The 18706-nt window shown below is 59.7% G+C and carries 20 protein-coding genes; 11 read left to right on the forward strand and 9 right to left on the reverse strand.

Annotated elements, in window-relative coordinates:
• The first annotated feature begins 21 nt into the window (after window positions 1–21).
• The 7 genes from ACYZT3_RS12195 to ACYZT3_RS12225 all read left to right on the forward strand — a co-directional run bounded on the left by ACYZT3_RS12195 (window position 22) and on the right by ACYZT3_RS12225 (window position 8384).
• Window positions 22–882, forward strand: coding sequence for a sugar phosphate isomerase/epimerase family protein (locus tag ACYZT3_RS12195; RefSeq protein WP_282377831.1), 861 nt, complete (start codon window positions 22–24; stop codon window positions 880–882).
• A gap of 148 nt (window positions 883–1030) precedes the next feature.
• Window positions 1031–2083, forward strand: a complete 1053-nt coding sequence (locus ACYZT3_RS12200; protein ID WP_462032180.1) for a Gfo/Idh/MocA family protein — start codon at window positions 1031–1033, stop codon at window positions 2081–2083.
• Between the two features lie 148 nt (window positions 2084–2231).
• Window positions 2232–3158 carry a sugar ABC transporter substrate-binding protein gene (locus tag ACYZT3_RS12205; protein WP_462032181.1) on the forward strand — a complete coding sequence of 309 codons (927 nt, stop codon included), beginning with the start codon at window positions 2232–2234 and terminating at the stop codon, window positions 3156–3158.
• Window positions 3159–3229: 71 nt separating this feature from the next.
• Window positions 3230–4795 carry a sugar ABC transporter ATP-binding protein gene (locus ACYZT3_RS12210; RefSeq protein ID WP_282377834.1) on the forward strand — a complete coding sequence of 522 codons (1566 nt, stop codon included), beginning with the start codon at window positions 3230–3232 and terminating at the stop codon, window positions 4793–4795.
• 29 nt (window positions 4796–4824) lie between these two features.
• Window positions 4825–5847 (forward strand): ABC transporter permease, encoded by a 1023-nt coding sequence (locus ACYZT3_RS12215; RefSeq protein WP_462032182.1) that lies wholly within the window; start codon window positions 4825–4827, stop codon window positions 5845–5847.
• Between the two features lie 328 nt (window positions 5848–6175).
• On the forward strand, window positions 6176–6580 hold the full coding sequence (locus ACYZT3_RS12220; protein ID WP_007907888.1) for a TraR/DksA family transcriptional regulator: 405 nt from the start codon (window positions 6176–6178) through the stop codon (window positions 6578–6580).
• 580 nt (window positions 6581–7160) lie between these two features.
• Window positions 7161–8384 carry a methyl-accepting chemotaxis protein gene (locus ACYZT3_RS12225; RefSeq protein WP_462032367.1) on the forward strand — a complete coding sequence of 408 codons (1224 nt, stop codon included), beginning with the start codon at window positions 7161–7163 and terminating at the stop codon, window positions 8382–8384.
• Between the two features lie 102 nt (window positions 8385–8486).
• On the opposite strand, the gene ACYZT3_RS12230 is transcribed toward ACYZT3_RS12225, so the two are convergent.
• The 3 genes from ACYZT3_RS12230 to ACYZT3_RS12240 all read right to left on the reverse strand — a co-directional run bounded on the left by ACYZT3_RS12230 (window position 8487) and on the right by ACYZT3_RS12240 (window position 9495).
• Window positions 8487–8726: a DUF2789 domain-containing protein gene (locus ACYZT3_RS12230; RefSeq protein WP_282377837.1), complete on the reverse strand. Its 240-nt coding sequence runs from the start codon at window positions 8724–8726 to the stop codon at window positions 8487–8489.
• A 131-nt stretch (window positions 8727–8857) separates the two neighbouring features.
• Window positions 8858–9088: a hypothetical protein gene (locus ACYZT3_RS12235; RefSeq protein ID WP_282377838.1), complete on the reverse strand. Its 231-nt coding sequence runs from the start codon at window positions 9086–9088 to the stop codon at window positions 8858–8860.
• Window positions 9089–9246: 158 nt separating this feature from the next.
• The gene (locus ACYZT3_RS12240; protein ID WP_462032368.1) at window positions 9247–9495 is read right to left on the reverse strand and encodes a hypothetical protein; all 249 of its coding nucleotides are present in this window, start codon (window positions 9493–9495) and stop codon (window positions 9247–9249) included.
• A gap of 414 nt (window positions 9496–9909) precedes the next feature.
• Here ACYZT3_RS12240 and ACYZT3_RS12245 point away from each other — a divergent pair, with 414 nt between their 5' ends.
• The 4 genes from ACYZT3_RS12245 to ACYZT3_RS12260 all read left to right on the forward strand — a co-directional run bounded on the left by ACYZT3_RS12245 (window position 9910) and on the right by ACYZT3_RS12260 (window position 12330).
• Window positions 9910–10380, forward strand: coding sequence for a hypothetical protein (locus tag ACYZT3_RS12245; RefSeq protein WP_282377839.1), 471 nt, complete (start codon window positions 9910–9912; stop codon window positions 10378–10380).
• A complete protein-coding gene (locus tag ACYZT3_RS12250; RefSeq protein ID WP_282377840.1) occupies window positions 10380–10583 on the forward strand; it encodes a hypothetical protein in 204 nt (67 codons plus the stop codon). Before ACYZT3_RS12245 ends, ACYZT3_RS12250 begins: the two co-directional genes overlap by 1 nt.
• Before the next feature lie 118 nt (window positions 10584–10701).
• Window positions 10702–11718 (forward strand): ABC transporter substrate-binding protein, encoded by a 1017-nt coding sequence (locus tag ACYZT3_RS12255; RefSeq protein WP_282377841.1) that lies wholly within the window; start codon window positions 10702–10704, stop codon window positions 11716–11718.
• A 174-nt stretch (window positions 11719–11892) separates the two neighbouring features.
• On the forward strand, window positions 11893–12330 hold the full coding sequence (locus ACYZT3_RS12260; protein WP_282377842.1) for a DUF3995 domain-containing protein: 438 nt from the start codon (window positions 11893–11895) through the stop codon (window positions 12328–12330).
• Between the two features lie 117 nt (window positions 12331–12447).
• Here the strand turns inward: ACYZT3_RS12260 and ACYZT3_RS12265 are convergent, their stop codons facing one another.
• The 6 genes from ACYZT3_RS12265 to ACYZT3_RS12290 are packed head-to-tail and all read right to left on the reverse strand — an operon-like array spanning window position 12448 to window position 18511.
• The gene (locus ACYZT3_RS12265; RefSeq protein ID WP_282377843.1) at window positions 12448–12810 is read right to left on the reverse strand and encodes a Na+/H+ antiporter subunit G; all 363 of its coding nucleotides are present in this window, start codon (window positions 12808–12810) and stop codon (window positions 12448–12450) included.
• A complete protein-coding gene (locus ACYZT3_RS12270; protein ID WP_282377844.1) occupies window positions 12807–13085 on the reverse strand; it encodes a K+/H+ antiporter subunit F in 279 nt (92 codons plus the stop codon). The genes ACYZT3_RS12265 and ACYZT3_RS12270 overlap by 4 nt, the downstream gene beginning before the upstream one ends.
• The gene (locus tag ACYZT3_RS12275; protein ID WP_282377846.1) at window positions 13082–13570 is read right to left on the reverse strand and encodes a Na+/H+ antiporter subunit E; all 489 of its coding nucleotides are present in this window, start codon (window positions 13568–13570) and stop codon (window positions 13082–13084) included. The genes ACYZT3_RS12270 and ACYZT3_RS12275 overlap by 4 nt, the downstream gene beginning before the upstream one ends.
• Window positions 13567–15252, reverse strand: a complete 1686-nt coding sequence (locus ACYZT3_RS12280; RefSeq protein ID WP_282377847.1) for a monovalent cation/H+ antiporter subunit D — start codon at window positions 15250–15252, stop codon at window positions 13567–13569. The genes ACYZT3_RS12275 and ACYZT3_RS12280 overlap by 4 nt, the downstream gene beginning before the upstream one ends.
• Entirely contained in the window at window positions 15249–15593 is a 345-nt protein-coding gene (locus ACYZT3_RS12285; RefSeq protein ID WP_007986256.1) for a Na+/H+ antiporter subunit C, read from the reverse strand. Before ACYZT3_RS12285 ends, ACYZT3_RS12280 begins: the two co-directional genes overlap by 4 nt.
• Window positions 15593–18511 carry a monovalent cation/H+ antiporter subunit A gene (locus ACYZT3_RS12290; RefSeq protein ID WP_462032183.1) on the reverse strand — a complete coding sequence of 973 codons (2919 nt, stop codon included), beginning with the start codon at window positions 18509–18511 and terminating at the stop codon, window positions 15593–15595. The genes ACYZT3_RS12285 and ACYZT3_RS12290 overlap by 1 nt, the downstream gene beginning before the upstream one ends.
• Window positions 18512–18706 lie beyond the last annotated feature (195 nt).

Below are 18706 nucleotides of genomic sequence, written 5' to 3' on the forward strand. Positions count from 1 at the left end.
CAGGTGATGGAGAACAAAAACATGCGCATCGCACTAGACCCCTACATGTACCGCACCCTGTCCCTGGGCAAGATGGTCGATAAGGTCGCCGAGCTCGGTTACGAACACATCGAACTCTCGCCCCGGGAAGATTTCCTGCCGTTCTACAAAGCCCCGCGAGTCGACAAGGCGCGGATCAAGGAATTTCGCAAAGCCCTGAGCGACACCGCGGTCAAGCTCTCTTCCTTATTACCGATGTACCACTGGGCCGCTGCCGACGAAGGCCTGCGAGTGGCCGCCGTACGCAACTGGAAGCGGGCGATCCAGATTGCCGTGGAGATGGACTGCAAACTGGTCAACACCGAATTCACCGGCCAGTCGGACAACCCGCTGGTCTGCGAGAACCAGTTCATGCGCTCGATGGACGAGCTGATCCCGGAGTTCGAGCGCGAAGGCATCAAGCTTGATATCCAGGCCCACCCTTACGACTTCTGCGAGCGTAACAACGAGTCGGTGGACATCATTCGCGGTCTGGATCGCGAGTGGATCAACTACCTCTACGCGGCGCCGCACACCTTCTTCTATGACGATGGCAAAGGCGATATCGCTTCGATGCTCAAGTACGCTGGCTCCAAACTGAGCCACCTGATCATCGCCGATACCTACAACCACAAGGCGTCTTCAGGGTTGCGCTACATCGTCAACCCGCCGGGTGTAGTCGCCACCGTGCACCAGCATCTGGACATCGGTCAGGGCGAAGTCGATTGGGACGCGTTTTTCGGCACCTTGCGCGAGATCCAGTTCGACGGTATTGCGACAGTGTCGGTGTTTGCCTGGGAAGACCGGCCGGATGAGTCCAGCCGGATGATGCTTGAGCGCGTGACCCGCGAACTGTGCCAATAACCTCGAAACCGATCGTTCCCACGTCGAGGCGTCGAACCGTCCGCGTGGGAATGCATCCCGTGACGCTCCGCGTCACATAACGGCGGACGCAGAGCGTCCATGGCGGCATTCCCACGCAGACCGTGGGAACGATCATCAGGAGAACAACATGCGTATCGGACTTGTCGGTTACGGCCATGGCGGCCGGTTTTTCCATGCTCCGCTGATCAGCAGTTTGCCGGCGGCGACGTTCGTGGGTGTGGTCACTCGTTCACCTGAGCGCCGACAGTTGCTGGCGGCCGAGCATCCAGGGGTGCCCGCGTTTGACAGCATCGGCCAGTTGGTGGAAGCCGGGATCGATGTGCTGGTGGTGTCCACTCCGCTGAAGGGCCGTCCGGCGCTGGTGCTCGACGGCATCGAGCACGGTGTGGCGGTGGTCAGCGACAAACCGTTCGCCGCTGACGCGCAGCAGGCGCAAACCCTGATCACCATGGCCGAGCGCCAGGGCGTACGGCTCAGCGTCTACCAGAACCGTCGCTGGGACTCGGATTTCCTTACCGTGCGCAAACTCATCGAATCCGGTGCGCTGGGCCAGGTCACCCGTTTCGAATCGCGGATCGAGCGTTACTCACCGCAAGCGGTGAACAACGGCAGTGGCGGTGGCTTCCTGCGTGATCTCGGTAGTCATCTGGTGGATCAGGCGTTGCTTTTATTCGGTCCGGTGACACGGGTCTACGCCGAACTGGATTACCTGGAAAAAGACCAGGTCTTCGATAACGGCTTCTTTATGGCCCTGACCCATGCCAGTGGCGTCACCTCCCACCTGGGCGGCAGTTGCCTGCAAAACACCCCCGGCCCGCGCTTTCGGGTGACCGGCACCCAAGGCTGTTACAGCGTCGATGGCCTGGACGGGCAGGAAGCATTGGCGCTCGCCGGGCTCTCGCCCAAATCCGAAGGTGAACGCTGGGGCGTTGAAGAGCATCGCCGATGGGGCTGGTTCGAACAGGGCGAAGTGCGCGAACGGGTGCCCTCCGAGCGCGGTTGCTGGAATCAGTTCTATTTACAGCTGCAAGCCGCGTTGCAGAGCGGTGGCCCACTGCCCGTGGACGCCCGTGATGCACTGGCGACCACCCGCGTGCTAGACGCTGCGCGACTGAGTTTCGAGCGCCATCAAGTGGTGGAGTTGAGTCCGTTCGAAAGCCATGGAACAAAATTAGAATAAAATTCTAAAATGAGTTGATATAGAAATTATATTCTAATAGAGTCATTTCCAGCGACCTGCCTCGCGACGCGTTTTCACTCTTTTGCCGCTTACTGAAATCGTCACGCCTCATCCATAAAACCAACAAGAATGTGGAGAAAGACTTTTCATGAAGACCAAGATCCGTTTCGCCTCACTTGCCTTGTCCCTGATGTTCGCCAGCGGCGCTGTACTCGCCGATATGAAGATCGGCGTCAGCATGTCGCAGTTCGATGACACCTGGCTGACCTACCTGCGCGAATCCATGGACCAGAAAGCCAAGTCCTATCCCGATGGCGTCCAGCTGCAATTCGAAGACGCCCGCAGCGACGTGGTCAAGCAGTTGAGCCAGGTCGAAAACTTCATCAGCCAGAAAGTCGATGCCATCGTGGTCAATCCGGTGGATACCGCCGCCACCAAAAAAATCACCGAAGCCGCCGTCAAGGCCGGCACTCCGCTGGTCTATGTCAACCGCCGCCCCGATGACCTGAAGTTGCCCAAAGGCGTGGTCACAGTAGCCTCCAACGATCTGGAGGCCGGTGAAATGCAGATGCAGTACCTGGCCGACAAAATGGGCGGCAAGGGCGATATCGTGATTCTGCTGGGCGACCTCGCGAACAACTCCACCACCAACCGCACCAAGGGCGTCAAAGACGTGCTGGCCAAATATCCGAACATCAAGATCGAGCAAGAGCAGACCGGCACCTGGTTGCGGGACAAGGGCATGACCCTGGTCAACGACTGGCTGACCCAGGGCCGCAAGTTCGACGCGATCGTAGCCAACAACGATGAAATGGCTATTGGTGCTGCGATGGCCCTGCAACAGGCCGGCGTCGACAAGGGCAGTGTGCTGATCGCCGGTGTCGACGGTACGCCGGACGGCTTGAACGCGATCAAGAAAGGCAACATGACGGTGTCGGTGTTCCAGGACGCCAAGGGTCAGGCGGACGGTTCGATCGACACGGCAGTGAAGATGGCCAAGAACGAGCCTGTTGAACAGGCCGTGTGGGTGCCATACCGCTTGATCACCCCGCAAAACGTCGACACGTTCAAATAGCCCGTCCGTTCAAATAACAACAATAAATACGCAAGGTGGCGACCGCGACCTTGCTGATGGAGTACCTGATCATGTTCGCTTCAGCGACTGCTTCGAGCACCCCGTTGGTGGGTATCCAGCCAACTGCAACACCTGTCGATGAGCCGTACCTGCTGGAGATCATCAACGTCAGCAAGGGATTTCCCGGTGTGGTGGCCTTGTCCGATGTGCAGCTTCGGGTACGCCCCGGTTCCGTGCTGGCCCTGATGGGCGAAAACGGCGCCGGCAAATCCACCCTGATGAAAATCATTGCCGGCATCTATCAGCCGGACGCCGGTGAACTGCGCCTGCGGGGCAAGCCGGTGGTCTTCGAAACGCCACTGGCAGCGCTCCAGGCCGGGATCGCGATGATCCACCAGGAACTCAACCTGATGCCGCACATGAGCATCGCCGAGAACATCTGGATCGGCCGTGAGCAGCTCAATGGCCTGCACATGATCGATCACCGCGAAATGCACCGTTGCACGGCGCAACTGCTGGAACGCCTGCGGATCAACCTCGATCCGGAGGAGCAGGTCGGCAACCTGAGCATCGCCGAACGGCAGATGGTCGAGATAGCCAAAGCGGTGTCCTACGACTCCGACATCCTGATCATGGACGAACCGACCTCGGCCATTACCGACAAGGAAGTCGCGCATCTGTTCTCGATCATTGCCGACCTCAAGCGTCAGGGCAAAGGCATCATCTACATCACGCACAAAATGAACGAGGTGTTCAGCATCGCCGATGAAGTGGCGGTGTTCCGTGACGGTGCCTACATCGGCCTGCAGCGGGCCGACAGCATGGACGGCGACAGCCTGATTTCGATGATGGTCGGCCGCGAGCTGAGCCAGTTGTTCCCTGTGCGTGAAAAGCCGATCGGCGATCTGCTGCTGTCGGTGCGCGACCTTAAACTGGACGGCATTTTCAAGGATGTTTCCTTCGACCTGCACGCCGGCGAGATCCTCGGCATCGCCGGGTTGATGGGCTCGGGGAGGACCAACGTCGCCGAAGCGATTTTCGGCATCACGCCGAGCGACGGTGGCGAGATTCGTCTCGACGGCGAAGTGGTGCGCATCAGCGATCCGCACATGGCGATCGACAAGGGCTTCGCGTTGCTGACCGAGGATCGCAAGCTCAGCGGCCTGTTCCCGTGCCTGTCGGTGCTGGAGAACATGGAAATGGCGGTGTTGCCGCATTACGCCGGTCACGGTTTCATCCAGCAAAAAGCCCTGCGCACCTTGTGCGAGGACATGTGCAAGAAGCTGCGGGTCAAAACCCCGTCGCTGGAGCAGTGCATCGATACCTTGTCCGGCGGTAATCAGCAAAAGGCGTTGTTGGCGCGCTGGCTGATGACCAATCCACGGATCCTGATTCTCGACGAGCCGACTCGCGGTATCGACGTCGGCGCCAAGGCCGAGATCTACCGGCTCATTTCCTACCTCGCCAGCGAAGGCATGGCGGTGATCATGATTTCCTCGGAACTGCCGGAAGTGCTCGGCATGAGCGACCGGGTGATGGTCATGCACGAGGGCGACCTGATGGGCACCCTCGACCGCAGCGAAGCGACCCAGGAACGAGTGATGCAATTGGCTTCGGGCATGTCCGCGGTTCACTAATCGGCGACGCGATAGAAGGGTGAGTGTTTATGAACGCGATACTGGAAAACAAGCCAGCAACGGCACCGGTCAAGAGTCGCCGGCGCTTTCCGACCGAGTTGAGTATTTTCCTGGTGCTGATTGGCATCGGCCTGGTCTTTGAAGTGTTTGGCTGGATCGTGCGCGACCAGAGCTTCCTGATGAACTCCCAGCGTCTGGTGCTGATGATCCTGCAGGTGTCGATCATCGGCCTGCTGGCCATCGGCGTGACCCAGATCATCATCACCACGGGTATCGACCTGTCTTCCGGCTCGGTGCTGGCGCTGTCGGCGATGATCGCTGCCAGTCTGGCCCAGACGTCGGACTTCGCCCGGGCGGTGTTCCCGTCGCTGACTGACTTGCCGGTATGGATTCCGGTGATTACCGGGCTTGGGGTGGGACTGCTGGCGGGGGCCATCAACGGCAGCATCATTGCTATAACCGGTATCCCACCGTTCATTGCCACCCTCGGCATGATGGTCTCGGCGCGTGGCCTCGCGCGTTACTACACCGAAGGCCAGCCGGTGAGCATGCTCTCGGATTCCTACACGGCTATCGGACACGGCGCGATGCCGGTGATCATTTTCCTGGTGGTCGCGGTGATCTTTCACATCGCCCTGCGTTACACCAAGTACGGCAAGTACACCTACGCCATCGGCGGCAACATGCAGGCGGCGCGTACCTCGGGGATCAACGTCAAGCGGCATCTGGTGATCGTCTACAGCATCGCCGGGTTGCTGGCAGGCCTGGCGGGTGTGGTGGCTTCGGCACGGGCCGCGACCGGGCAGGCCGGGATGGGCATGTCTTATGAACTGGACGCGATTGCCGCGGCAGTGATCGGCGGCACCAGCCTGGCCGGTGGCGTAGGACGCATTACCGGCACGGTCATCGGCGCACTGATCCTCGGGGTCATGGCCAGCGGTTTCACCTTTGTTGGCGTCGATGCTTACATTCAGGACATCATCAAAGGCCTGATCATCGTGGTGGCAGTGGTCATCGATCAGTACCGCAACAAGCGCAAACTCAAGCGCTGAGCCACCGATAAAACAGCCAATGCGCCACGCCTGACCCGCGTGGCGCAGCCGTTTATCTTCTATATACAGCCGCTCGATTGAATTTCTTGCTATAAACGCACTCCGATAATCATCGCAAAGGTTGCCATAGAGCACTTTCTGGGCTTTGTCGGACAAATCCGCTGTCTTTTCAGTTGCTGAGGCCTCAAGTCGGCCTTAGACTGCCGCCCCTCGTAAATTGAGTGCCGGGTGGCGCTTGGAATTAGACGGCGTCTTTCCGATGACCAACGCAGGTCCGCCGGAACGCTCCCTTATTCGCCTTAATGCACGTTTTTTTATAGAGATATCAATGACAAAGGACAAGTTGCTGGCCATGCCGGCAGATGACTACATGAATGCCGAGCAACATGCTTTTTTCTCTGAGCTGTTGCAGAACATGAAAGTCGAAACCCATGAGCGCATCGAACAGAACCGCATCGCCATCGAAAGCCTGGACACCCCGGCCGATCCGGCTGACGCTGCTTCTGTTGAAGAAGAGCGCACCTGGCTGGTGAACGCGATCGATCGCGACCAGCGCATGTTGCCTCAGTTGGAACAGGCTCTGGAACGTATCAAGGAAGACAGCTTTGGCTGGTGCGACGACAGCGGCGAGGCCATTGGCCTGAAGCGCCTGCTGATCAGCCCGACCACCAAGTACTGCATCGAAGCTCAAGAGCGTCACGAACAGATCGACAAGCACCAGCGTCAGGCCTGATTTCGTAACGCCCGCATCGCGGGCAAGCCTCACTCCTGTAGGAGCAAGGCTTGCGAGCGATGCTTTTTCTCGTCTGCAGAAAACTCCCGCACTTCTATTGATCTGCTGCAACGCCCACTACTAATGGACCATAGATAATGGCCTTGTAGTGGCGTTTAATGCCGATACAACAATTAGAATGATGGGTGGGGTGACGAAGATGACGCGAGACGGATCGCTGGTTGCGGCAGTGCCTGCACCCGTGCCTTTGCCAAAAAACCTTTGGCTGACGCCGACCCTGCAAAGCGTCGCGCTGATGCTTTTGTTGTGCGGTATGACGCTGGGCGGCTGGTCGCTTTACCTTGGCCTGCCATTGGCCGTGCTGGTGATCTGGCTACCTCGCTTGCGCTCGCGCGCCATCCCGCAGGCATTCCCCGCCGACAGCGCCAGCGCGATTGCCGAGTTGACTCGCGATCTTTCCTATACAACCAGTCATAACGCTTTGTCTGCCGCCGGTGTGGCCTTTTCGGTCAAGCAACTGGCCGACAAACTGCAATCACAGCTCGGTGCCGCGGCGCAGATCGTCAACAACGCCGAAGTGATGATCGCCACCGAACAAGCCACCTCGACACTCAGCCGGGAAGCCCTCAGTGCGGCCAGCGAGGCTCATCAAAGCAGCGCGGCAGGGCGTACGGAGTTGATCGAGTCCATCGCTCGTATGCATCAACTCAGTCAGCGCGCCAGTAACAGCCGTGAACTGATCGAAGCCCTGAGCCTGCGCAGTGACGATATCCAACGGGTCACCCTGGTCATCCAGTCCATCGCCAGCCAGACCAATCTGCTGGCATTGAACGCTGCTATCGAGGCGGCGCGGGCCGGGGAGCATGGTCGCGGATTTGCAGTGGTGGCCGATGAGGTTCGCGGTCTGGCCGCGCGTACGGCGACGGCTACCGGCGAAGTGGGGGAAATGGTCGCTGATATTCAGCAACGCACCGCGCAGGTGGTGGAGCAGATCCGTCAACTGTCCGGCGACCTCGATACCGGTGTCAAGCAGGTCGAACACACCGGTCAGCACCTGGAGAACATTGCACGTCTAGCCGCTGGCGTCGAAAGACAGGTCGGGGAAATCGCCAGGGGCGCTGACACCAACCGCGAACAACTCGATAGCCTGTTTCACGCCATCGAGCAGATGCGCAGCGACCTGGCAATCAGTGATCAACAGACCCAGCGCCTGGCCCAGGCCGCGGTGCAAATGGAAGGTCAGGCCGAAACCATCAGCGAACGCCTCGCGGAAGTCGGACTGGATGACTATCACCAGCGGGTTTATGACCTGGCCCGCGAAGGCGCGAGTCAGATCGCGGCGCGCTTTGAAGCGGATATCGACGAGGGCCGCGTCAGCCTCGATGACCTGTTTGATCGCAATTACCAGGCCATTCCCAACACCAACCCGGCCAAGTACCAGACTCGCTTTGATCGCTACGCCGATCAGGTCTTGCCGGCGATCCAGGAACCGTTGTTGCCGCGCCATGAAGGCCTGGTGTTCGCCATCGCCTGCACGCAGCAGGGCTATGTGCCGACCCACAACAAAGTCTTCAGCCAACCTCTGACCGGTGATGCGCAAGTTGATACCTTGCAAAACCGTACCAAACGCAAATTCGCCGACCGCACCGGGATCCGCTGTGGCAGCCATCAGCAGGCCGTACTGCTGCAAACCTACACCCGCGACACCGGTGAGCTGATGCACGACCTCTCGGTGCCGATCATGCTTAAGGGCCGGCATTGGGGGGGGTTGCGATTGGGTTACAAGCCGGAAAATCCTCATTGAGAGGACGGGATTCTCAAGTCACGAAGAGGCGCAGGAGTGCAGGGCTGCCTGGTTGGCGCAACTGAACGCCGAAATACCCGACAGCCTGCCTTTAATTACAGGCTAGTGGACCTGATGCATACGCAGGTTCAGGTCGTCGACCACCCGTGCCCAATCGGCGTCTTCGCGCAATTGTTCTTTCAGGAAGCCGGCTTGCTGCGGGGTCCAGAACTCGGCATCGATGAGTTTCTTGTCGTCGGCCAGCGGGGAATGACGGGCAATAAAATCGTCGATGGCCTTCTCGCTGGAGTCCAGACCGAGTTGGTCGAACAAGCCTTTCAAGTCGTGTGTCGGTGAATCCATGTTCATCTCCTTGCGGGGCGCGTCGAGTGCGAGTTCTGAGGGGCAGCTTCAATACATCTGAGGGAGCCGCGCTTCAGGAGTTCGATGGCGATGTTCGAAAGCAGAAGTGAGCATAGACTGCAAACCGACTATCAGGCTTTCAATGCCCCTTCATCGACCGCAACCTTCAGCGCCTTGGCGGCTTCCTGGGCGGCAATGGCGGCGACGTCCGAGGTCTTGAACCAGCGATCCTTCTCGACCTGGTGATACGTCACGGTGGTCAGCGGTGGTTTGGCGCGCATGACAATGACTGCCTGGAATTCGCCTTCGACCTCTCTGACTTCGCCCCGGATAAAAAATTCGCCGATATCAAATTCCGTCACGTTGCAGCCTTCCCTTGGAAATATTCTGTTGTTTTGAACGCCGCCCGCCCTGGGGACGGGTTTCATTGGTCGGGCAGTATGGCAGTAGTTGCAGGCCGGCGGCTGAGATAAGTCTGCGGGATGACGAAGCGTCTATAGAAATGAATGCGGCGGGGCCGTCAACTGCGTAACTCAAGAGAGAGGGCAAGGGCGCAGGCTTCGTTATGATTGCTGCGGAAACCTCTGACACGACCGGTGGAAATTTCCTTGATATGGAAGAAGGCATTGCCGGCCAAAACCACCTGAAAGCGTGGCCAGGCAAGCTCTTCAGGGTGGTATTCATGCGGTTGAAATATCACCGAGTGCAGGGTCGGCGAGCTGTTTGTGTAAGGTGTCGGGGGGTGAGCGAAGTGTGTCAGCGTGCACATAGGAAGTCCTTTTCGTTGTTTTACCGACGTGTGTTCGTCGTTTTGGGTAGTCTCGGTGAGCATCGCTGCTCTAGAATCACCACCACTGGTTGGCGATTGATGCTCATCTAAAGCAATTTTCTGCGGGCGATATGTAGGAAAAGTGCTTTTATTAAAGAGTTTGTTCCCTAAGGTTGGTAGTCCGGTTTTATCTGGCCGTTAGAAGGGCGTTTTCCTTCAACCTCTGACGAATGCCAGGCAAGACGACGTGAGTGACGTTCCAGTAGTCTTCATAAACCTCGCGATGAATGAGCGCTCTGCTCGTTTCAGGATTTCAACCCGGGTCATTTGGCTACACCTTCGGCATTGCCGCTTTTTTCTGCTGTGCGCTATTTTCCTGCGTGCAGCATCATTTTCAGATGTGGGGATGTTTCCTTGGCAGTAAGTAATCTCGATATGCATGCTTTGTTCGTGCTGGGTGATTTGCGCGCAAAGCTGGTTAAACAGTTCCAGTCCCGTTTTGTTTACATCACCGAACAGAACGCTGAAGGCATTTATATTGCCGAAATCGACACCGAAGAGGCGCTGGTGGTTGATGACAAACCTGGGCTTAAACTCAAGGTCGGCGATCATTTCAGCGCCTCTGTATTGCCCAGCCGCGAAGGCGGCAAGCTGGACATCAAGTTCCGCGACATCAAACTCACGGTTTACGGCCTGGGTGATTACGCGTTCGTCACCACCGCTGATGGCCACGGGATCGTGTTCAAGGAAGGTCATAGCGTGGTGATGGTGTTCGCTGCTCACCAACAGTTGCAGGAGGGCCTGACCAAAACCCTCAAAGCCGTTACCGCCAAGGCTGCCAAGTGGCGCAAAGGTGAACTGGTCACCTTCAAGGCCAGCGAGTAATGACCCCGACCCGCGCCGATTTCCACGTACAGAACCAGGCCAGTGCGCAAGTCGAGGCCCAGCGATTGTTCGACCAGAAGGCTGTTTTGCAAGGTGCATGGCTGGGTTGGGTGGCGTCACAGATCTATACGTTGCGTCCGGCGGAGTACGCCAGCATGGTACGAAGAGAGCTGGCGCGCTTGCAGGAAACTTCCGAAAATTAGTTGACACCCCTCGAAAGCAGGAACCTCTACTACAGTCAGTTGACTGAGTATTCAGAGGCTTCGCGGTCTTCTGCCAGGCCACCCTGCTATTGCTGTGAACAGCACGAGGTGCAAAAGCATGAACGGATTTCGACGGTTGCTGGCCGCTACCCTGGCCACTTTCGGTTTGCTGGCTTCACCCGTTCCGGTGTTCGCTGCCCAGGCGCCGATCCACTTCGCCGACCTGAACTGGGAAAGCGGCAGTCTGATCACCGATATCCTGCGGATCATCGTCGAGAAGGGCTACGGGCTGCCGACCGATACCTTGCCGGGGACGACCATCACCCTGGAGACCGCACTGGCCAACAATGACATTCAGGTGATTGGCGAAGAGTGGGCCGGTCGCAGTCCGGTCTGGGTCAAGGCTGAGGCCGAAGGCAAAGTCGTGAGCCTCGGCGATACGGTCAAGGGCGCGACCGAAGGCTGGTGGGTGCCCGAATATGTGATCAAGGGTGATCCGGCGAAAGGCATCAAGCCGCTGGCACCGGACCTGCGCAGTGTCAGCGACCTGCCGCGCTACAAGGATGTATTCAGCGATCCGGAAACCCCGGGCAAGGGGCGCTTCCTCAACAGCCCGATCGGCTGGACGTCGGAAGTGGTCAATAAACAGAAGCTCAAGGCGTATGGGCTGGACGACAGCTATGTGAACTTTCGCAGTGGTTCGGGGGCGGCACTGGATGCGGAGATCAGTTCTTCGATTCGTCGCGGCAAACCGGTGTTGTTCTATTACTGGTCGCCTACGCCATTGCTCGGACGCTTCAAACTGATTCAGCTCGAAGAACCGCCGTTCGACGCCGAAGCCTGGAAAACCTTGACCGACGCCGACAACCCGAATCCGAAACCGACGCGCTCACTGGCCTCGAAGTTGTCCATCGGCGTGTCCACGCCATTCCAGAAACAGTATCCGCAGATTGCCGAGTTCTTCAGCAAGGTCGACTTGCCAATCGGTCCGCTGAACAAGGCGCTGGCCGAGATGAGCGAAAAACACACCCCGCCACGGCAGGCGGCAGAGGCGTTCATGAAGGCGCACCCGGACGTGTGGCAGGCCTGGGTGCCCAAGGATGTGGCGGATAAGGTGTCTGCCGAGTTGAAATGATGCGGTGAGTTTGATGGCCCCTTCGCGAGCAAGTCGGATCGCCGCACCGCCGCGTGCGATCAGTTCGGGCGAGCTTCATGGGGTGGCACTTTATCGTTGCCGATGACGAATACCCTTACAAAATCGTTCAAGGAAGTTCATCCTGCTGCGACATTTCACGCTGGAAGTCTGAACATGAGCCTATTGATCGCGCAATGGATGGCTGCCATCTTCCTGTTGATCAGCCTGATCCACCTGTACTGGGCGGCGGGTGGCAAGTTGGGGCGCGAGGCGGCGGTCCCGCGAATATCCGCGGAGGGCGGCGGGGAATCCAGACCGGCCTTCAAACCTTCAGGCTTTGCCACGTTATTGGTGGCGGTCGGGTTGCTGCTGATTGCGATGCTGGTGTGCTTGCGGGTCGGCCTGTATTTGCCGACGGTGCATCACTCGTCGCTGCAATGGGTCATCAGCGCCATTGCGATGCTGATGTTCGCCAGGGCAATCGGCGATTCGAATCTGATTGGGTTCTTCAAACAGGTGAAGGATTCGAAGTTTGCGCGGCTCGACACCTGGGCGTATTCGCCGTTGTGTGTGGTGCTGGGGGCGGGGTTGTTGGCCGTTGCCTGGATTTGATCTGAGGTAATGCAAGATCAAAAGCTCGCAGCCTCGTTTCACTCGACAGCTCCTACAGCGGAATGCAAAGCCCATGTAGCAGCTGTCGAGTGAAACGAGGCTGCGAGCTTTTGGCGTCTAACGCCCGCTCTCGGTGCGCCGACTACTCACTTCAGCCGGCACATCATCCCCCGCCATGCGCTTGCGAAACAGCGCCGCCCGCGCCAGCAACAGCGTGGTCACGGGCACCGTAATCGACAACAGGATCGGAATCAGCCAGGCATGCAACACCGGCCCGGACTTGAGCGCCGAAAAGTAAACGATCGAGGCCAGTGCCACGCACCAGGCACCCAATGTCGACGCCAGCGCCGGCGGGTGCATGCGCTGGAAGTAATCTTTCATCCGCACCAGGCCAACGGCGCCGATCAGTGTAAACAGACTGCTGAGCACCAGCAGGACCGCCACCGGAATTTCCACCCACAGAGACAGTTCAGCGCTCATTCGATCACCTCGCCACGTAACAGGAATTTCGCCAGGGCAAACGAGCCGACGAAACCGAACAGCGCAATCAGCAGCGCTGCCTCGAAGTAAGTGTCGCTGGAGTAACGAATGCCCAGCGCCAGCATCATCAGCATCGCGATGATGTACAGGTAATCCAGCGCCAGAACCCGGTCCTGGGCCGACGGCCCCTTGAACAGCCGGATCAGGGTCAGAATCATCGCCAGCGAAAAGATGAACAGGCTCAGCAGGATTGCGTTCGACAGCAAGGCGCTCATTCGAAGATCTCCATCAAGGGGCGCTCATAGGTCGCCTTGAAGTGCTGGATGAACAGCGCTTCGTCCTCCAGATCGAAGACGTGCAGCAACAGAATGCTGCGGTCCAGCGCCAGTTCCGACCACACGGTGCCGGGAATCACCGTGCAGATCATCGACAGTGCCGCGAGGCCGTTGGCATCACGCAGGTCCAGCGGCACTTTGATGAAGCGCGAGCGCGGCGGGCGGCGACCGGCGTTGAGCACGCCCCAGGCCACGGCGAGGTTAGACACCACCACATCGCGGCCGACCAGAAAGAACAAACGCACCATCACGCCCGGCCGATGAATGCGGATCGGCAGCGGTCGCAGCTTGCGCATCATCAACGGCGCGCAGAACCCCAGCACCGCGCCCAGCAGCAGATTGCCGGGGCTCATCGACAGGTTCAGCACCAACCACAACAACCACAGCGCCAGCGACAACCACGGTGCAGGAAACAGACGCTTCATAGCTGCACCTCCGCCACGGCAGCTTTGGCTTCCGGACTCGGCACCGCGCGCGTGCCGAGCACCGCCATCACGTATTGCTGCGGGTTGTTCAAGGCTTGGGCGGCCGCCTGGGTGTAGAGCAGCAGCGGTTCAGCCTTGAAGGTCAGCGCAATGCTCAAGCCCAGCAGCGCGATGATCGGCACGCATTCGAAACGTCGCAGCAATGGCGACGGCCGCTCCTCGGGTGTCCAGAAGCGCTGGATGCCCAAGCGCGAGAAGGCGATCAACGACGCCAGCCCGGAGAGGATCAACAACGCGAGCAAGCCCCACGCCGCGTTCGAAACTGGCTCATCGCTGCCATTGCCCAGACCCAACGGATTGAGCAGGGCGCTGAGCAGGCCGAGTTTGCCAATGAATCCCGAGAGCGGCGGCATGCCGATGATCAGCAGCGCGCAGGCAATGAAGCTCAACCCGAGGAACGCCATGGTCCAGGGAATCACTTGGCCGACCACGGCTTTCTGCTCGTCATCGAGGTTGATGCCTTTGGGCGGCTGCAAGGATTCCATCGGTCGAGGAAGCAGATCGCCGTCATCGAACAATGGTATTTCATTGGCCGAACGCGAACGCTCGATCAGCTCGGCCAACAGGAACAACGCGCTCAACGCCAGGGTCGAGCTGACCAGATAGAACAATGCCGCGCCGATCAGGTTCGGCTGGGCGAAACCGATGGCCGACAGCAGAATCCCGGCCGACACCAGAATGCTCAAACTGGCCAGACGCTCCAGTCGTTGTGCGGCGAGAATCGCCACGGCGGCGCAGACGATGGTCGCCATGCCGCCGTAGATCAGCCAGTCGCCGCCAAAATACGCCGAGGCGCCGGCCTGGCCGGAGAACAGCAGGGTCCACAAGCGCAGCAAGGTGTAGACGCCGACCTTGGTCATGATCGCGAACATCGCCGCCACCGGCGCGCTCGCCGCGGAATACGCCGGCACCAGCCAGAAGTTCAGCGGCCACATCCCGGCCTTGGCCAGGAACGCCACGGCCAGAATTCCCGCGCCGGCATGCAGCAGGCCGCGATCGGCCTCCGGCACCAGCGGGATCTTCAGCGCCAGATCGGCCATGTTCAGGGTGCCGGTGACGCCGTAGATCAGCGCCGCGCCGATCAAGAACAGTGACGAGGCCAGCAGGTTGATCGAGATGTAATGCAGCCCCGACGACACCCGCGACCGACCCGACCCGTGAAGCATCAGGCCGTAAGAGGCTGCCAGCAGCACTTCAAAAAAAACGAACAGGTTGAACAGGTCCGCCGTCAGGAACGCGCCGTAAAGCCCCATCATCTGGATCTGGAACAGCGCGTGGAAACTTGATCCGGCGCCGTCCCAACGGGCCATGGCGAACAGCAGGGCGCAGACGCCGATGATCCCGGTCAGCACCAGCATCAGCGCCGACAGGCGATCGACCACCAGCACGATGCCGAACGGCACCTGCCAGTTGCCTGGCAGGTACACGCCGATGGAGCCGGGGACGCCAGTCTCCTGAGTCCATTGCAGCAACAGCACGGCAATGCCCAAGCCCACCAGGCTGGAGAGCAGGTTGATCCTGGCTTTTAACGGCCGGTGTTTCTCGCCCAGCATCAGCATCACGGCGGCGGTCAGCAGCGGCAGTAGAATCGGTGCAGCGATCAGGTGCGGCATCAGATTCATTCTTTAGGCTCCCGGCCATCCACATGGTCGGTACCGGTCAGGCCCCGGGAGGCCAGCAGCACCACCAGAAACAGCGCGGTCATGGCAAAGCTGATGACGATCGCGGTCAACACCAGCGCTTGCGGTAGCGGATCGGTGTAGTGCAACAGGTCTTGCGGCACGCCGTCCTTGATGATCGGCTCCTTGCCGATAAACAGGCTGCCCATGCTGAAGATGAACAGGTTGACGCCGTAGGACAGCAGGCACAGGCCCATCACCACCTGAAACGTCCGTGGCCGCAGGATCAGCCAGACCCCGGACGCCGCCAATACGCCGATGGCGATTGCGATGACTTCTTCCATCAGACGGCTCCTTTGGTGGCGACGGATCTAGGCAGGGCAGCGGTCTTGTGACCGCGTACCGATTGGTGAGCGAGGGCGGTGAGGATCAACAGAGTCGAACCGACCACCACGGCGTACACGCCGATGTCGAAGAACAGCGCACTGGCGATGTGAATATCGCCCAACACCGGCAGGTCCAGATGCCAGGTATGGGTGGTCAGGAACGGATAACCAACCGCCATCGCCCCAAGCCCGGTGACTGTGGCGAACAGCAACCCGGTGCCCATCCAGCGTAGTGGCCGCAGGCTCATTTGCGCCTCGACCCATTGGGTGCCGGCGACCATGTATTGCAGGATGAACGCCACCGACATCACCAACCCTGCGACAAAGCCGCCGCCCGGTTGATTGTGGCCGCGCATGAACAGGTAGACCGATACCACAAACGCAATCGGCAACAGCAGGCGCACCAGCACTGCGGGCACCATCATGAAGCCGAGTGCGGTGTCGCTGGCCTGCCGCGGGTTGACCAGATCGGTGACCACGTCGGGCGCCAGCAGACGTTGCTGGGCGGGCAATTGCAGGCTTTCTTTCGGCGGGCGGAAGCGTCGGAGCAGGGCGAATACGGTCAGGGCCACAGCCACCAGCACGGTAATTTCACCGAGGGTGTCGAAGCCGCGGAAGTCCACCAGCATCACGTTGACCACGTTGCTGCCGCCGCCTTCGGGCAGGGCACGGCTGAGGTAGAACGAAGAAATGTGGTTCGGTGTCTGGCGCGTCAGCATCGCGTAGGCCAGCAACGCCATGCCGCCGCCGACCACGGTCGACAACAGCAAGTCGCGGATACGACGGATACGTGCCTTGCGCAGGGTGCTCGGCAGCGGCGACACCTCTTCAATCCGGCGCGGCAACCAGCGCAGACCAAGGAGGATCAGCACCGTGGTCACCACTTCGACCGCCAGTTGCGTCAGCGCAAGATCGGGCGCCGAGAACCAGACGAAGGTCACGCACGTCATCAGGCCGCAGACGCTGACCATGGTCAGGGCCGCGAGCCGGTGATACTTGGCCTGCCACGCCGCGCCGAGGGCACAGGCAATCGCCAGCAGCCAGAGGGTCACGAACACGATCGAGCCGGGAATCTTCGGCCGGTCGCCCCAGCTCAGGCTGCTGTGGAGCATCGGGATCAACCCGGCCAGCACCGCCGCCAGTACCACCAGGAACAATTGGGTTTGCAGGTGCTTGGTGCTGATCCGCCGCTCGAGACGACGGGCCAGGCGCATCATGATTACCAGGCAGCGTTCGAACAGGCGCTTGCCGTTGAACCGGCCAATGATCGGCGGGTACTTGAAACGCCCGCGCTTGAGTTGATTCCGTAGCAGCAGATAAAGCACGATGCCGCAGGACATGGCGATCAGGCTCATGATCATCGGTGCGCTCCAGCCGTGCCAGATCGCCAGGCTGTATTCAGGCAAGGTTCCGCCCACCACCGGCAGGGCAGCAGCGGCCAGCAACGGGCCGACCACCTGCGCCGGGAAAATCCCCACGACCAGGCAGACGAACACCAGCAGTTCCACCGGTGCGCGCATCCAGCGTGGCGGTTCGTGCGGGGTGTGCGGCAGGTCGGTGGCGGTCGGGCCGAAGAACACGTCGACGGTAAAGCGCAGCGAGTAGGCGACGCTGAAAGTCCCGGCGATGGTCGCGACGATCGGCAGGGTCATCTCGATCCACGCTGTCGCGTTGATGAACACCGTTTCGGCGAAGAACATCTCTTTCGACAGGAAGCCATTGAGCAGCGGCACACCGGCCATCGAGGCGCTGGCGACCATGGCCAGGGTGGCGGTGAACGGGATCAGCTTGATCAGGCCGCTGAGCTTGCGGATGTCTCGGGTGCCGCTTTCGTGGTCGATGATCCCGGCGGCCATGAACAGCGAGGCCTTGAAGGTCGCGTGGTTGAGAATGTGGAACACCGCGGCCACGGCGGCCAGCGGACTGTTCAGGCCCAACAGCAGAGTGATCAGGCCCAGGTGACTGATGGTCGAGTAGGCCAGCAGACCCTTGAGGTCATTCTGGAACATTGCGCAGTACGCGCCAAGCAACAGGGTGCAGGCGCCGGCGCCGCTGACAATGTAGAACCATTCTTCACTGCCGGACAGCGACGGCCACAGTCGTGCGAGTAGAAACACTCCGGCCTTGACCATGGTCGCCGAGTGCAGATAGGCCGAAACCGGTGTTGGCGCCGCCATCGCGTGGGGCAGCCAGAAGTGGAAGGGGAATTGTGCGCTTTTGCTCAGGGCGCCGATCAGGATCAGGGGGAGCAGAATAGGGTAGAGGGCGTGCGTGCGAATCAGATCGCCGGCGGCCAGGACCTTGTCCAGATCATAGCTGCCGACCACATGGCCGAGCAGCATGACCCCCGCCAGCAGACACAAACCGCCTGCGCCGGTGACCATCAGCGCCATATAAGCACCGCGTCGCGCATCAGCGCGGTGGTGCCAGTAGCCGATCAGCAGGAACGAGAAGAGGCTGGTCAGCTCCCAGAAAAACACGACCTGAATCAGGTTGCCGGAGATCACCAGCCCGAGCATGGCGCCCATGAACGCCAGGAAAAACGCAAAGAACCGCGGTACTGGATCGTCCGGTGACATGTAGTAGCGGGCGTACAACGAAACCAGCGTGCCGATGCCCAGCACCAGCATCGAGAACAGCCAGGCGAACCCGTCCATGCGCAGGACGAAGTTCAAGCCCAGGCTGGGCAACCAGAAAAATTCTTCGCGGATCACGCCGCCATGGGCGATTTGCGGGTACAAGAGGGCGACCTGAACGGTCCCAATCAAGGCAACCAGGCCAGCCAGCAGAGATTCGGTATTACGCGCGTGGTGCGGCAGCAAGGCTGCCAGACAGCTGCCGATAAAAGGCAGAAGCAGTAGAACTATCAGGGACATAGTCTTCTAATCTGCGGAAGTTTGTGAAGCATCATACGTGCCAGCTCCCGGATCGCAAAACGCCAAGCTGTCGCAGAATCCTACACGGTAGACAGAAAAAACCTGATTCACATTGTTTCCAGGGACCGGTTTCAACCGTTCCGGCCCCTTCGCGAGCAGGCTCGCTCCCACAGGGGTAACGCGTTCCAACGGTGG

It is taken from the genome of Pseudomonas sp. MDT1-16 (assembly GCF_054898115.1).

Bases quoted from the DNA above. Each gene is read 5' to 3' on its own strand.
- ACYZT3_RS12265 (WP_282377843.1), bottom strand. From the start codon at position 12,810: ATGAGCGCTGAACTGTCTCTGTGGGTGGAAATTCCGGTGGCGGTCCTG.
- ACYZT3_RS12240 (WP_462032368.1), bottom strand. From the start codon at position 9,495: ATGTGCACGCTGACACACTTCGCTCACCCCCCGACACCTTACACAAAC.
- ACYZT3_RS12205 (WP_462032181.1), top strand. From the start codon at position 2,232: ATGAAGACCAAGATCCGTTTCGCCTCACTTGCCTTGTCCCTGATGTTC.
- ACYZT3_RS12275 (WP_282377846.1), bottom strand. From the start codon at position 13,570: ATGAAGCGTCTGTTTCCTGCACCGTGGTTGTCGCTGGCGCTGTGGTTG.
- ACYZT3_RS12195 (WP_282377831.1), top strand. From the start codon at position 22: ATGCGCATCGCACTAGACCCCTACATGTACCGCACCCTGTCCCTGGGC.
- ACYZT3_RS12220 (WP_007907888.1), top strand. From the start codon at position 6,176: ATGACAAAGGACAAGTTGCTGGCCATGCCGGCAGATGACTACATGAAT.
- ACYZT3_RS12210 (WP_282377834.1), top strand. From the start codon at position 3,230: ATGTTCGCTTCAGCGACTGCTTCGAGCACCCCGTTGGTGGGTATCCAG.
- ACYZT3_RS12260 (WP_282377842.1), top strand. From the start codon at position 11,893: ATGAGCCTATTGATCGCGCAATGGATGGCTGCCATCTTCCTGTTGATC.
- ACYZT3_RS12290 (WP_462032183.1), bottom strand. From the start codon at position 18,511: ATGTCCCTGATAGTTCTACTGCTTCTGCCTTTTATCGGCAGCTGTCTG.
- ACYZT3_RS12230 (WP_282377837.1), bottom strand. From the start codon at position 8,726: ATGGATTCACCGACACACGACTTGAAAGGCTTGTTCGACCAACTCGGT.
- ACYZT3_RS12250 (WP_282377840.1), top strand. From the start codon at position 10,380: ATGACCCCGACCCGCGCCGATTTCCACGTACAGAACCAGGCCAGTGCG.
- ACYZT3_RS12270 (WP_282377844.1), bottom strand. From the start codon at position 13,085: ATGAGCGCCTTGCTGTCGAACGCAATCCTGCTGAGCCTGTTCATCTTT.
- ACYZT3_RS12285 (WP_007986256.1), bottom strand. From the start codon at position 15,593: ATGGAAGAAGTCATCGCAATCGCCATCGGCGTATTGGCGGCGTCCGGG.
- ACYZT3_RS12215 (WP_462032182.1), top strand. From the start codon at position 4,825: ATGAACGCGATACTGGAAAACAAGCCAGCAACGGCACCGGTCAAGAGT.
- ACYZT3_RS12280 (WP_282377847.1), bottom strand. From the start codon at position 15,252: ATGAATCTGATGCCGCACCTGATCGCTGCACCGATTCTACTGCCGCTG.
- ACYZT3_RS12225 (WP_462032367.1), top strand. From the start codon at position 7,161: ATGATCGCCACCGAACAAGCCACCTCGACACTCAGCCGGGAAGCCCTC.
- ACYZT3_RS12200 (WP_462032180.1), top strand. From the start codon at position 1,031: ATGCGTATCGGACTTGTCGGTTACGGCCATGGCGGCCGGTTTTTCCAT.
- ACYZT3_RS12255 (WP_282377841.1), top strand. From the start codon at position 10,702: ATGAACGGATTTCGACGGTTGCTGGCCGCTACCCTGGCCACTTTCGGT.